Genomic DNA, 11,894 nt, shown 5'->3' on the forward strand with positions numbered 1-11,894 from the left:
GCCCCTGAGTTCTCTGTCGTAGGCAGTGCAGGTGCGTCGCGTAGGTCGGCGGAGCGATTTTGGGCTGGAGCTGCTTTGGCGCGAGTGATCATGGCTCCGTAAGCTTCCGGCGCGTCGGGCAGTCTGTGGACCTGCCCGGTGAAGCACGACGTTGGGGCCATGATCTTCGAGGCTCGCGCCAAAGTGGCTGCCTAAAATCGTGGAGCCGACCGCCCCAGCCGCGACGTACCCCTTCCCTGACAGCAAGCGGCAGATTGCCCCAGCGCGCGGCACGGGCGCCGGCCGGGCTGGAGCGGGGCGGAGACAGGAGCGCAGGCCCGGCCGGGGGCCGGGCCGCGCGCGGTGAGCGGAGCGAGCCGCCTTGATGAAGGAGAGAAGGTTTTATCCCGCTGGGATGAGGCGCTTGCCGTCGTGGCTGCGTACGTGGGGGCCGTTGCCGTCCAAGGCGTCCAGGAGCCTGACCGCGAAGACCTCGGCCATGCGCTCGCTGACCTCGTCGGGCGTGAGCCAGGAGACGGCGGTGGACTCGCTTGAGGTGCGTTCGGAGCCGCCGGAGGGCTTGCAGCGGAAGACCAGGGCCACGATGCCGCGGGTCAAGTTCTTGTAGACGCCGGTGAGTTCGTCGACCTCGACGTGGATGCCCGTCTCCTCCAGGACCTCGCGGGCTACGCCGGCCTCGGGGGTCTCGTTGAGTTCGAGGATGCCGCCGGGGAGTTCCCAGGTGCCGTTGTCGGCTCGGCGGATCGCCAGGAGGCGGCCGTCCTCGCGCACCACTGCTCCGGCCACGGACACGGAGTGCAGGGGGGAGGACGACGCTTCCTGTGCTTGACTCATGTAGAGGAGCATAGGAGGCAGAGAAGGACTATGGGAACTGCGGCTGGAGGGGTCGGATCCGGGCCTCGGTACGTGCAGATCGCGGACGAGATCGTGCAGCAGATCCGGGTGGGGGTTCTCAAGCCTGGTGACATGGTGCCGAGCGAGTCTGAGCTGGTGGATCGCTATGGCGTGTCCGGCGGAACGATTCGTAAGGCCATGGTCGAGGTGCGGGCGAGTGGGCTGGTCGAGACCCGGCACGGCAAGGGCTCGATCGTGAAGAGCCGGCCTCCGGTGCGGCACCGCTCCTCCGATCGCTTCCGACGTTCGCTCCGGCAGGGTGGGCAGGCGGCGTACCTCGCGGAGTCCGCGCAGTCCGGTGCGGCTGCCAAGGTCAGCGTTCTCTACATCGGACCCATGGAGGCGCCCGAGGATGCCGCCCAGCGCCTGAGCGTCCCGGTCGGTGCGCAGGTGCTGGCTCGCCGGCGCCTCTACTTCCGTAACGGCACTCCGGTCGAGACGGCGACGTCGTACCTGCCCTGGGACGTCGTGAAGGAGATTCCGGAGCTGTTCGCCGAGAACCCCGGCGGTGGTGGCATCTACGCCCGACTCGAAGACCACGGGCATGAGTTCGCTGAGTTCGTCGAGACGCTGCAGGCGCGGCCGGCCTCGAAGGCGGAGGCTTCGGAGCTGGCGCTGAGTCCGGGTGCGCCGGTGGTTCACCTCATCCGGGAGGCTCGTACGACCGAGGGTCTCGTGGTCGAGGTGTGCGACACGCTCATGGCTGCTGACCAGTTCGTTTTCGAGTACAGGATCCCTGCCGCCGACTGACGCCCGCTCAACTTCCTGCAACCCGTCGCGAGTTCTTCTTCGCGGCGGGTTGACTCATGTACAGGAGTGCGGCACTCTTCTTCATGTCACTCATGTACATGAGTGACGGAGTTCGGCATCTATAGAGGAGTGATCTCTGTGCGTCAGATTCCCGTCGACACCGCCGGTGCGGTCGTGATGGTCGCCAAGTCCCCGCAGGTCAAGGTGCGTGACCGCCGTACCGGCGAGATCGCCACCGACACCGAGACCGGGGCGAAGCTGATGACGGTGGACGTGCTGTTCGCGGCGAACGAGGAGGTGGAGATCCTTTCCATCACCGTCCCGGAGCCCGGGATCACCGGTGAGCTGGCCATGGGCACGCCGGTCGCGCTGACCGGTCTGATTGCCCGGCCCTGGGAGAACGACTTCAACGGCCAGAAGCGGCACGGCATCGCGTTCCGCGCGGTCGCGGTCACCTCGCTCGCCGATGCCGCCGCAGGGCCCAAGGCGGCCTGATCATGACCGGTTTCACGGTCGCCCTGGTGCTGGTCGTCGCCGCCGTGGGTCTCCTGCGGTGGCGGCGCCCCGCCTGGTACTGGTTGACCTTCGGGGTCACGCTGGCCGTGGTGCGGGTTCTGGTCCGGTACGGCTCCGTCATGGACGCGTGCGGGTTAACCGTGCCGCCCGCGCGGTGGCGTCTCGCTCTCGCCCGTGCCACCAACCGGCCGATACCGGAGTCCCGGGCCCCACGCATCCTGCGACTGCGGCCGACTCGTACTGGCCTGGTCTTGCGGCTCAAGCTCCGTCCTGGACAGGACGCCTTCGATGTCGCTGCCGCTTCGGACCGGCTCCGGCACTCGTTCTCCATGTACGGCGTGACTTCGCGAGAGCTGCGCTCCGGCGTCGTAGAGGTGCGGATGACCGGCTACGACGTGCTCAAGCGGGTGCAGATGCCGGCCAAGACCGACACCCGGCCGATGCGGGTACCGGTCGCTCTGCGGCAGGACGGCTCGGTCCACTACCGCGACTACCGCGCGATACCCCACGCCCTCACCCTCGGCGCCACCGAGTCCGGCAAGTCCGTCTACCAACGCAACCTCGTCGCCGGACTCGCCCCGATGGACGTCGCCCTCGTCGGCATCGACTGCAAGCAGGGGGTTGAGCTGTTCCCGCTGGCCCGCCGGTTCTCCGCGCTGGCCGATGATCCCGACACCGCCGCCGAGGTGCTCGATGCGCTCGTGGTCCGGATGGAGCGCATCTATCAGGTCATCCGGGCTCAGCAGCGGATCACCGCCGACGTGCCGGATGCAGAGATCGCCGCCGGCATCTGGGACCTGCCCGATCACCTGCGTCCGGTTCCGGTCGTGGTCCTGGTCGACGAGGTCGCCGAACTCGCCCTGTATGCCAGCAAGGAGGAGGAAAAGCGCCGGGACCGCATCGTCACCGCCCTGGTCCGCCTCGCCCAGCTCGGCCGCGCGGCCGGCATCTACCTCGAAATCTGCGGGCAGCGCTTCGGCTCCGAACTCGGCAAGGGCATCACCATGCTCCGCGCCCAGCTCACCGGCCGCACCGCCCACCGCGTCAACGACGAGTCATCCGCCAACATGGCCTTCGGCGACATCGCCCCGGACGCCGTCCTCGCAGCCATCCAGATCCCGGCCGAGATGCGGGGGCTCGCCATCTCGGGCGACTCTTCCGGAGGGTGGCACCGCATCCGTGCTCCGCATACCTCGCTCCGCCAGGCCGTGAACATCTGCAACCGGCACGCCGACCGGACCCCGGACCTGCCCGAGCTGGCCCCGTTCCGGCCTGCCCTCTCCGCCTCGGCCGCAGCTCCCGTGTCGCTGGCCAAGGCTTCCTCAGCCACCGGCTGATCTCTCTCGGACACCCCCGGTCGGCGCGACCGCCTTCGCGCCAGGTCCCTACCCCCGCCATGCCCAAAGAACGGAGAACCCGTCGTGTGCCCGAACTGCGAGGACTTCGCCCGGACCGTGCTCCTGCTTGGTCAACTCGCCTTGTACGCCGACATGGTTGGCGCCGACCTCGACTTCGTGGAAGCTGTCGGCGCGTCCCTCGCCGTCTCGCTGCCCGAGCCGCCGCCCGGTTCGTTCCCGGACGGCTACGACCCCGACGGCGGCCCCGCCTACCCCGGTGACTCCTGATGGCTGCCCGTCACGGCCTCCGTGTCGACGCGGTCCTGGTTCAGGCCGTCATCGCTGGTGCCCTGTCCTTCGCCCACCTGCACGATCTCGCCTCCGCTGCCGGACAGAACGGCTGGAAGGCGTGGGCCTACCCGGTCAGTGTCGACCTGCTCATGGTCGCGGCTTGGCGGCGGCTGCGCAGTGAGGGACCGTCCCGGCTGGCCTGGTGCTGGTTCGTTGTCGCGCTGTTCGCGTCGCTCGGCGCCAACGTCGCCACGGCGGGGTTCCTCGACCTGGCCGACCCGCCCGCCCTGCTCCGCCTCGGCATCGCAGGATGGCCCGCGCTCGCCTTCCTCGGCGGAACGCTCCTCGCGCACTCGTCGGCTGCGGAGTCGGAGCCGGTTCCGCCGGCACCTGTCGCGGACACGGCGGACGCCACGGCCCCGGCCGAGCAGCCGGTCCCGGACGCCGAACGCGCATCGGCCACGGAGCCCGTGCCCGAGCCTGGCCGGGCCCCCGCCTCACCGGCCCCGGCTTCCTCCCCGACCCCTGCTCCTTCGGTCCCCGCCGTGCTGATCGACCACGCCCGCAAGGTCGCCGACGAGTACCGCACCCGCACCGGATCCCCGATCGACACAGACACTCTGCGCTCCCGCCTCGGTGTCCCGCCCCACCTCGCCGACGCCATCGCCGCCCACCTCACCTGACCAGCGCGAGAGGAAGACCGATGACCCGTGACCCGGCCGACCTGACCGCCTCCGACTACCTCGACGGCGCCCGCGAGATGACCGCCGCAAACCGGCCTTTCCTCGCCCACCTGCTCGCCGAGGAGGCCGCCCGGTGCACCGCCGACCCGGCCACCGCCGCCGGTATCCGCGCCAGCTTCCCCCTCCCGACCACGGTCCGAGAGGAGACCGACTGACATGCCCGCCCGCGACCACTTCCACTCCGTGATGCGCATCGGCCCGGTGCAGATCGGCACGCACCGCGACCGCCACGGCCAGACCAAGCACGCCGCCGTGTGCACATCCGACGGCTGCGGCTGGTCCTCCGACTTCTCCAGCCAGTCCGCCGCCCAACTCGCCGCCCGCACCCACCGCTGCCGCATCCGCTAAGAGGTCACCGCCATGCAGGTCCCGCTCTGGTTCGCGCTGCTCGTCGTCGGCTACCTCGGCGTCAAGCTCATCCGCCCGCCCGCCTGGCTCATCGCCGTACTCCTGCTCGGCGGCTTCCTCCTCGCCGACAGCGTCCTCGCCCCGGCCATCAACGCCCTCGTCAAGTAGCCCGCCCGCGAGAGGAGATCACCGATGTTCCGCCCGAAGATCCCCACCATGCCGATGCCGACGGGCCTCACCACCCCGCCCGCCGTCGTCGAGCCGACCACCGTCACCCGGCACGCAGAGATCCCGCTGGCCACTACGCATACTCCGGCGCCGTCCCGGCCCACGGTCCAGCTCACCCCTGGCACCGCGCTCGCCCTCGTCGGCGGCGGCACGGCCGTCGTCCTGGTCCTGGGCGCCGTCCTGGTCTCCCTGCTCCTGGCGGTCGCCATCACCGGCGCCTCGGTCGGCGTCTGCGCGGTCGTCCTGCGCTCGCTTCTCGCCTCCGACGCCAAGCGTCCCTGTCCGATCTCGTAACCGGAAGGAACCCCAAGCATGGCCCACCGCGCCTCACCCGCGACACCGAGTGCGCCCATGCCCGACACATTGCTTGACTCGATCACCCTGGGGGACGTGCTGCGGGTGGCTTCGGCCTCCGACTACGCCCGCTGGGAGGATCAGATCCGCCGTACCGGCGGCTGCTCCGACCCGATCCACCTCACCGGCTGGGTCCTCCACAAGGACAAGACCACCGGCGAGACCCTGCACCACTACTCCACCGAGAACGAGCCGGGCGGACGCCTCCGCCTGGCCTGCGGCAACCGTCGCGCCTCCCGCTGCCCGTCCTGCGCCTGGACCTACGCGGGCGACACGTACCACCTGATTCGCGCCGGCCTGGCCGGAGACGATCGCCGCGACGTCCCCGCCACCGTCCGCGATCACCCGCGCGTCTTCGCCACCCTCACGGCGCCCTCGTTCGGCCCGGTCCACAACCGTCCCGATCACGACTCCTGCCGCTGCGGCACCCCGCACGCGCCCGATGCCCCGGAGCTGGGCACCGCCCTGGACCCGGACAGCTACGACTACGCGGGCGCCGTGCTGTTCAACAACCACGCCGGACAGCTCTGGCAGCGCTTCACCACCCGACTCCGCCGCGAACTCGCTGCCCGCGCCGGCCTGCCCCGCCGGGAACTCGCCGAACACCTCCGCGTCTCGTACGGCAAGGTCGCCGAGTTCCAGAAGCGCGGCGCCCTGCACTTCCATGCCGTCGTACGCCTCGACGGCCCAGAGGGGCCCGGGACGCCCCCGCCCGCCTGGGCCACGGTCGACCTCCTCACGGACGCGCTACGCGCCGCCGCCGCGCATTCCTACACCTCGGTCTCGGTGCCAGCCGCCGAGGACCAGCCCGCGCGTACCTTCCGCTGGGGCCGACAACTCGACGTCCGGCCCGTGAAGGCCTTCGGCAACGGCTCCGACATCACTGAACAGGCCGTCGCCTCATACGTGGCCAAGTACGCCACCAAGGCCGCCGAGAACACCGGCACCCTCGACCGCCGCATCGGCGAACTCGCCGAACTCGACCGCCACCAGGTCCCCGACCACACCCGCCGCCTCATCACGGCGTGCCGCGACCTGGACAGCCTCTACCCGGAACGGCGCCTCTGGGCCTGGGCCCACATGCTCGGCTTCCGCGGGCACTTCTCGTCCAAGTCGCGCGCCTACTCCACCACGCTCGGCGCCCTCCGCCAGGAACGCGCCGACTACCGCGCCGCCCAAGAGGCATCCGTCCTCGGCCTCGACGACCGCGAGCCGGACACCGTCCTCGTCCTGGCGGACTGGCAGTACGCCGGCCGCGGCCACACCCCGGGCGAAGCCGCCCTTGCCACGACCATCGCTCGCGATCTCCAGCTCAACCGCGAGACCGCCCGCGATGCCCTGACCGACCAGCTTGCTCGCGAAGGAGCCACAGCATGACCACCGTCACCGTCGAACTCCTGACCGTGCCGGAAGTCATGACTCGGCTGAAGCTCGGACGCTCCAAGGTCTATGACCTGATCCGGTCGCACCGCCTCGTCTCGATCAAGATCGACGGCGCCCGGCGGATCCCCGTTGACGCGGTCCGGGACTTCGTCCTCGGCCAGATGGAGGAGGCTGCCTGATGGCCAGTCAGCGTAAGCGCAACCCGAACGGCGCCGGGACCATCACCAAGCGCAAGGACGGCCGCTTCCAGTGCGCGGTCTACGTGCTCCAGCCGGACGGCACCCGTGCCCGCAAGTTCGCCTACGGCAAGACCTGGGCGGAGTGCGACGCCAAGCGCCGTGAACTGCTCGACAAGGTGGACCAGGGCGTACCCGTGCCCACCAAGTCGGCCAAGCTCTCGGAGTGGCTGCCGTACTGGCTGGACAACGTCATCAAGCCCCGGCGAAAGCTCAGCACCTTCGACAAGTACGAGGCCCACGTCCGGCTCTATTTGGTACCCCTCCTCGGTACCAAGCGACTCGAATCCCTCGGCGTCGCTGACGTTCGCCGGTTCCTCGTGCGCCTGGAGAAGGACACCACCGCAGCAACCGCCAAGGAAGCGCACCGAGTTCTGCGCTCCGCGCTGTCCTCCGCCTGTCGTGAGGAACTGATCACGCGCAACGTCGCCAAGCTCGTCGAGCCACCGCGCACAGACACACCCGAGCTGCACCCCTGGTCCCTGGACGAGACGCTCGACTTCCTCGCCGCCTCCCGAAAGGATCCGCTCTACGCGGCCTTCGTGCTCGCCATTGCCATGGGCCTACGCCGTGGAGAGATCGTCGGCCTTCGCTGGTCGGACGTCGACCTCGACAACCGCGTCCTGTACGTCCGTCATCAGGTCCAGCGCCGCCGTGGCATCCTGTACGACGACGACCCCAAGAGCCGCCGTCGCCGCGCCGTCCCGCTGCCCGCCCTCTGCATCGCGCCCCTGCGATGGCAGCGCATGCGGCAGGCAGCTGCCCGCGCCAAGGCGGGGGAGAAGTGGCAGGAGTCGGACTACGTCTTCGCCACCCGGAACGGTCGGCCCGTCGAGCCGCGCAACCTCTATCGCTCCTTCACCCGAGTCGCTGATTCCGCCGGCCTCCGCGTCATCCGCCTCCACGACGCCCGCCACGGTACCGCCACCCTCCTCACGGCGGCCGGAGTCGCGCCCCGCGTTGTGATGGAGATCCTCGGTCACTCCCAGATCAGCATCACCATGGACGTGTACACGCACGTCGTGCAGGACACCCAGCGGGAAGCCATGAGCCACATGGACCGGCTCCTCAGGAAGAAGCGCCCCGGTCGCGGCTGACCGCCCGCGTTGATGTCAAAAGTAGATGTCAAAGGCCCCGGACCAAGATCGGTCCGGGGCCTTTGCACTGGTGCCCCCGGCAGGATTCGAACCTGCGACACCCGCTTTAGGAGTTTTCCCTGAGCGGGGCTGTGACCTGCGGAGACGTCAGCTGCGGGGTGTCTGGTCTGGGGAAACACCCCTCCGTAGTTCTCGCTTGTTCACGGGGTTTCCCGGCTTCATGTGTGCTGAATGCGTTCTGGCCATGTGGCCACCCGAGAGGCGGCCAGCGGTCTGTCTGTTATGGCAGGGGCGAGACGGTCCTGGCCTATCTGCGGTTACGCACGCCGCACGTTCGGCTTCGTGGTGAGCAGCCCTCAGAGCGCCCGTGGGGAGGAACTGGAGCAGGGGGCCCTCAAGCACATCCTGGACGGGTTCTCGGTGAGGCCCTGGTGTCGCCGCTGACCACCGACCGCCGGGCAAGGATCACCACTGGTTCTGGGCGTCGCCCCCGTCCTGGGTGCCCCCGTCGGCCGCCTCGCGCCAGTGCACGACGACGTCACGGACGATGAAGTTGTCGACCCGCCTGCTCGACGTCGTGCCGTGCTGAATCTGGATGGTGTTGCTGCCCTGCTTGAGGATGCCTTCCTCGATGGGATCCATCCAGGTCTGCCAGAGGACCTGGCCCTGTGGGCCGGCGGCGATGTCGAAGTCGGGCAGGTCCCTGCCGTTGATCAGGACGCGATGTCCCGTGAAGTTCACGCCATACACCTGCATTACGAGGTAGCCGTCTCCGACCGGAGCCGTGTCGATCTCGAATTCCTCGGCTGTCGTCTCGGTTCCGACGTACCGTGAGGAGCCGGCCACGAACCCGGACGGGGGCGTCCGGGCGCCGATGCGCTGATTGAAGCGGATCATGCGGAAGTCGGCTCGGGTGTTCATGGCGGCTCCTGGGGTCTCTCGCGTTCCGTTCCCCTTGCTCAGGCTGCGTCGTGGCGTGAGCTTTCGCCACCGGAGCCCGGTGCTTCGCCCGCTGCTGGGCTCCACCACGGTCCGGCTTACGGAGGACTTCCGCCGCCAAGGTGTGGGCGACACGACCGAGTTTCGCCTGGTTGTGGGAGACCGAAGTACGGCGTACTGCGCCCTTGTCGGGGTGCAGCGCGGGTTATGACAGTCATTGCGGCAGCAGGGGCCCGCGTCACGCGGGCCCCTGCTCCTTTTCCGCCTACTTCTCGTACTTCCCGAGCGGCTGCCAGGTGTCGGGGTTGCCGCCCGGCTTGTCCTTCTGCCCAGGTTGGATGTTCCAGGCGGCCGAGTAGAGCTCGCCTTCGTGGGTGACGTAGTCCCCCGTCTTGTACGCCACCGAGTTGTCCCAGGGCTTGGCGCCGGTCGGCAGCTTGAGCCGGATGGGCAGCGTGCAGGCTTTGAGCTTCTTCCAGACTTGATTGCCCTCGTTGTTCTTGGCGCCAGGAGCCGTTCCCTTGCTCCACTGCGTGGACTGCCACATCTCGCCCTCGTAGGTGACCTCGTTGGGCGCGGCGTAGACGTGTTTCGGGTTCCATGCCGGTGCCGTGCAGGCGTTCTTCTGCTGCTCCTTCTTGGGCGGCTCCTGGCCGTCCAGCGCGGCGCGGATGTATTTGGAGAGGATGCCGGTTGTCTTCTCGTCGCCGTCGAGGGAGTACGCCATGGCTCCGGCGAGGCCCTTGCTCTTGGCGAACTGCGCCTTCCTGTAGACGGCCGTGGGGTCGTCGAAGGTCCAGAAGATCTTCTCCGCCGGGCTGTGCAGCCAGGCGACGGCGTTGGTGTCGTCGCGGTGCAGGGTGTAGCCGCTGCCGACGAGCCCAGCGAGGTCCCGGTACTCGTTGACGCCGGGCTCGTACTTGGCCTTCGGGGTGGGGACCGCGCCCTTCGCCTTCTGGAACAGCCCGCCCTTGGCGTCGCTCTGCACGCCTTCCCAGCCCCGCCCGTAGAAGGGGATGCCCAGCACGATCTTGTTCTTGGGCGCCCCTGCCTTCACCCAGGCGTCGACCGCCGCCTCCACCGACAGCTTCCCGGGGCTCGGGTCACCGTCGATCGGGTGCAGCGCGGACTGGTGGTTGGTGAAGCAGCTGTCCGGGCACTCGAACGCGCCATGCAGGTCGTAGCCCTGCAGATTGCCGTAGTCGAGGTACTTCATGACCTCCGGCACGTCCCAGCCCGCCTCGATGACCTCGGGGTCGGCCGGCAGGAAGGCGGTCAGCAGGTACTTGCCGCCGTCCTGCCGCGGAGGCAAGGCGTCGAGCTGTTCGCGGAACTCCTTCAGCAGCAGCGGGAGGTTCTTCTTGTCGTCCTTGCTGTGGAGGTTGCCTGGCAGACCCTTGGTGGTGCCCGGCCACTCCCAGTCGATGTCGATGCCGTCGAAGATCCCGGCGGCTACCCCGTCGCCTCCGTAGACGTCCCGCCACTTTCCCCGGATGGTCTCGGTGTCCGTCCAGATCTTGGGCGGCAGGTTGCCCCGGATGTAGAGGTCGATGCAGGACTTGACGAACTCCCTGCGGTGCTCGGGCCTGGCCGCCTGCGAGAAGTTCCGGGAGTACGTCCAGCCGCCGAACGAGATCAGCACCTTCAGCTTGGGGTACTTGGCCTTGAGCTTCCTCAGCTGGTTGAAGTTGCCCTTGAGGTGGTTGGGGCTGTTCCAGTCGGGATCGGCCTTGCCGTCGACGGACTCCTCGGCCAGGAACGGCCTCACCCAGTCGGCGTCGGCGTCCCCGACGTCCTTGCTGCCGTCCGCGTGGCCTGGGTTCTTGTTCGGCACGGTCGCGGCGAAGGCCCGGTAGCCAGAATGGATCGGGGTGTCGGAGGAGATGTTGGCGAAGGCGTAGTTGAGGATCGTCAGCCGCTCCGCCGTGCCGTTCGCATGCAGGTCGCGCAGGAAGAACTTACGGGCGTAGATCGCCCACTGAGGGTAGTAGCCGTGGTACTGAACTGTGCCCACTGGTGACCTCCGGTCGCTCGCCCCCATGACGCCCGTCGGTGCGGGTACGGCGTCCTGACCAGCGCATCACTACCTACCGGAGCAGGCCATCCGAGTCATCCTTTCGGGTGAACGCCCCCGACCTGTCCTTGCATCGCCCTGCGCCCCGCGACGACACGGCCACTCATGGGGATGCGTGAACACGTCGCTCGCTGGTGCTGCCCGGCGCCCGATCTGCTGCAGCCTCTGACCCTCCTGGTCGGTCGACCTGCGCACAATGACAGGCTCGGCCACCGCGCCTCCAACGGTCGGATCGGACGTCACAGCACATCCAACCGCCGCGACCACGAGCCGGGCGAACCTTCCCGGTCCGAGGGCTACCTCCCGCGCAGAGTCTCGACTTCGGCTGCCAGCACAGCCATGTCGCGTACGTGCGTGTAGTACCTGGTCGCGTACTCGTCGTCGATCGCCGGGAGAACGTTCTCGAACACCGCCGTCAGCCGGATCAAGCCTTCACCGCGCTGTTCGTCGAGCGGGCCTTTGCGAACGCCCAAGGCGTAGCCGTAGGCGTTCGCATCAAGCATCACCATGTCTTGGTCCTCGATGTCCAGGCTGCGGAAGCCTGGCGGGAACGGCATGGCTATGTGCTCGGCCAACATCTGCGAGAGCGCGTCGAGCTTCTCTTCGAACATGCACGAGATCCTGCCGGATCCCACCCGGCGAACCAACGCGGTCACAGCACTAGTAGTGCTTGGTCAGGTTGATATCGGTTCTGGCATGTTGCG

At 68.6% G+C, this 11,894-nt stretch carries 16 protein-coding genes; 12 read left to right on the top strand and 4 right to left on the bottom strand.

What is annotated here, in order from left to right; genetic code table 11:
* Positions 1 to 381: 381 nt before the first annotated feature.
* Entirely contained in the window at positions 382 to 846 is a 465-nt protein-coding gene (locus tag AV521_RS40690) for an NUDIX hydrolase (protein ID WP_076096325.1), read from the bottom strand.
* 18 nt (positions 847 to 864) lie between these two features.
* Here AV521_RS40690 and AV521_RS40695 point away from each other — a divergent pair, with 18 nt between their 5' ends.
* The 12 genes from AV521_RS40695 (at position 865) to AV521_RS40745 (ending at position 8,177) form a co-directional block, all read left to right on the top strand.
* Positions 865 to 1,644, top strand: a complete 780-nt coding sequence (locus tag AV521_RS40695) for a GntR family transcriptional regulator (RefSeq protein WP_076096327.1) — start codon at positions 865 to 867, stop codon at positions 1,642 to 1,644.
* A 138-nt stretch (positions 1,645 to 1,782) separates the two neighbouring features.
* Entirely contained in the window at positions 1,783 to 2,139 is a 357-nt protein-coding gene (locus AV521_RS40700; protein ID WP_076096329.1) for a hypothetical protein, read from the top strand.
* A 2-nt stretch (positions 2,140 to 2,141) separates the two neighbouring features.
* A complete protein-coding gene (locus tag AV521_RS40705; RefSeq protein ID WP_076096331.1) occupies positions 2,142 to 3,497 on the top strand; it encodes an FtsK/SpoIIIE domain-containing protein in 1,356 nt (451 codons plus the stop codon).
* An 84-nt stretch (positions 3,498 to 3,581) separates the two neighbouring features.
* A complete protein-coding gene (locus AV521_RS40710; RefSeq protein ID WP_076096333.1) occupies positions 3,582 to 3,785 on the top strand; it encodes a hypothetical protein in 204 nt (67 codons plus the stop codon).
* Complete coding sequence (locus AV521_RS40715) at positions 3,785 to 4,471, top strand: DUF2637 domain-containing protein (RefSeq protein WP_076096335.1); 687 nt, start codon at positions 3,785 to 3,787, stop codon at positions 4,469 to 4,471. The genes AV521_RS40710 and AV521_RS40715 overlap by 1 nt, the downstream gene beginning before the upstream one ends.
* Positions 4,472 to 4,491: 20 nt before the next feature.
* Entirely contained in the window at positions 4,492 to 4,686 is a 195-nt protein-coding gene (locus AV521_RS40720) for a hypothetical protein (RefSeq protein WP_076096336.1), read from the top strand.
* Between the two features lies 1 nt (position 4,687).
* On the top strand, positions 4,688 to 4,879 hold the full coding sequence (locus tag AV521_RS40725; RefSeq protein WP_067121091.1) for a mobile element transfer protein: 192 nt from the start codon (positions 4,688 to 4,690) through the stop codon (positions 4,877 to 4,879).
* A gap of 12 nt (positions 4,880 to 4,891) precedes the next feature.
* On the top strand, positions 4,892 to 5,047 hold the full coding sequence (locus AV521_RS48270) for a hypothetical protein (protein ID WP_107069211.1): 156 nt from the start codon (positions 4,892 to 4,894) through the stop codon (positions 5,045 to 5,047).
* A gap of 24 nt (positions 5,048 to 5,071) precedes the next feature.
* On the top strand, positions 5,072 to 5,401 hold the full coding sequence (locus AV521_RS40730) for a SpdD-like protein (RefSeq protein ID WP_076096338.1): 330 nt from the start codon (positions 5,072 to 5,074) through the stop codon (positions 5,399 to 5,401).
* A gap of 57 nt (positions 5,402 to 5,458) precedes the next feature.
* Positions 5,459 to 6,838, top strand: a complete 1,380-nt coding sequence (repSA, locus tag AV521_RS40735) for a replication initiator protein RepSA (protein ID WP_179023768.1) — start codon at positions 5,459 to 5,461, stop codon at positions 6,836 to 6,838.
* Positions 6,835 to 7,023: a helix-turn-helix domain-containing protein gene (locus AV521_RS40740; protein WP_076096341.1), complete on the top strand. Its 189-nt coding sequence runs from the start codon at positions 6,835 to 6,837 to the stop codon at positions 7,021 to 7,023. Before repSA ends, AV521_RS40740 begins: the two co-directional genes overlap by 4 nt.
* Positions 7,023 to 8,177, top strand: coding sequence for a site-specific integrase (locus tag AV521_RS40745; protein WP_107481151.1), 1,155 nt, complete (start codon positions 7,023 to 7,025; stop codon positions 8,175 to 8,177). The genes AV521_RS40740 and AV521_RS40745 overlap by 1 nt, the downstream gene beginning before the upstream one ends.
* A gap of 465 nt (positions 8,178 to 8,642) precedes the next feature.
* Here AV521_RS40745 and AV521_RS40750 read toward each other — a convergent pair whose 3' ends face one another.
* The 3 genes from AV521_RS40750 to AV521_RS40765 all read right to left on the bottom strand — a co-directional run bounded on the left by AV521_RS40750 (position 8,643) and on the right by AV521_RS40765 (position 11,801).
* Positions 8,643 to 9,098: a hypothetical protein gene (locus AV521_RS40750; protein ID WP_076096343.1), complete on the bottom strand. Its 456-nt coding sequence runs from the start codon at positions 9,096 to 9,098 to the stop codon at positions 8,643 to 8,645.
* Positions 9,099 to 9,381: 283 nt separating this feature from the next.
* The gene (locus AV521_RS40755; protein WP_076096345.1) at positions 9,382 to 11,130 is read right to left on the bottom strand and encodes a glycosyl hydrolase family 18 protein; all 1,749 of its coding nucleotides are present in this window, start codon (positions 11,128 to 11,130) and stop codon (positions 9,382 to 9,384) included.
* Positions 11,131 to 11,486: 356 nt separating this feature from the next.
* Entirely contained in the window at positions 11,487 to 11,801 is a 315-nt protein-coding gene (locus AV521_RS40765; protein ID WP_076096347.1) for a hypothetical protein, read from the bottom strand.
* Positions 11,802 to 11,894: the final 93 nt, after the last annotated feature.

This window comes from Streptomyces sp. IMTB 2501, assembly GCF_001953885.1.
Lineage (GTDB): Bacteria > Actinomycetota > Actinomycetes > Streptomycetales > Streptomycetaceae > Streptomyces.

What these genes read in the sequence shown, in the direction of transcription:
- AV521_RS40765 (WP_076096347.1), bottom strand. Translation starts at nt 11,801, where the DNA reads ATGTTCGAAGAGAAGCTCGACGCGCTCTCGCAGATGTTGGCCGAGCAC.
- repSA (WP_179023768.1), top strand. Translation starts at nt 5,459, where the DNA reads ATGCCCGACACATTGCTTGACTCGATCACCCTGGGGGACGTGCTGCGG.
- AV521_RS40705 (WP_076096331.1), top strand. Translation starts at nt 2,142, where the DNA reads ATGACCGGTTTCACGGTCGCCCTGGTGCTGGTCGTCGCCGCCGTGGGT.
- AV521_RS40745 (WP_107481151.1), top strand. Translation starts at nt 7,023, where the DNA reads ATGGCCAGTCAGCGTAAGCGCAACCCGAACGGCGCCGGGACCATCACC.
- AV521_RS40725 (WP_067121091.1), top strand. Translation starts at nt 4,688, where the DNA reads ATGCCCGCCCGCGACCACTTCCACTCCGTGATGCGCATCGGCCCGGTG.
- AV521_RS40695 (WP_076096327.1), top strand. Translation starts at nt 865, where the DNA reads ATGGGAACTGCGGCTGGAGGGGTCGGATCCGGGCCTCGGTACGTGCAG.
- AV521_RS40730 (WP_076096338.1), top strand. Translation starts at nt 5,072, where the DNA reads ATGTTCCGCCCGAAGATCCCCACCATGCCGATGCCGACGGGCCTCACC.
- AV521_RS40740 (WP_076096341.1), top strand. Translation starts at nt 6,835, where the DNA reads ATGACCACCGTCACCGTCGAACTCCTGACCGTGCCGGAAGTCATGACT.
- AV521_RS40720 (WP_076096336.1), top strand. Translation starts at nt 4,492, where the DNA reads ATGACCCGTGACCCGGCCGACCTGACCGCCTCCGACTACCTCGACGGC.
- AV521_RS40690 (WP_076096325.1), bottom strand. Translation starts at nt 846, where the DNA reads ATGCTCCTCTACATGAGTCAAGCACAGGAAGCGTCGTCCTCCCCCCTG.
- AV521_RS40715 (WP_076096335.1), top strand. Translation starts at nt 3,785, where the DNA reads ATGGCTGCCCGTCACGGCCTCCGTGTCGACGCGGTCCTGGTTCAGGCC.
- AV521_RS40750 (WP_076096343.1), bottom strand. Translation starts at nt 9,098, where the DNA reads ATGAACACCCGAGCCGACTTCCGCATGATCCGCTTCAATCAGCGCATC.
- AV521_RS48270 (WP_107069211.1), top strand. Translation starts at nt 4,892, where the DNA reads ATGCAGGTCCCGCTCTGGTTCGCGCTGCTCGTCGTCGGCTACCTCGGC.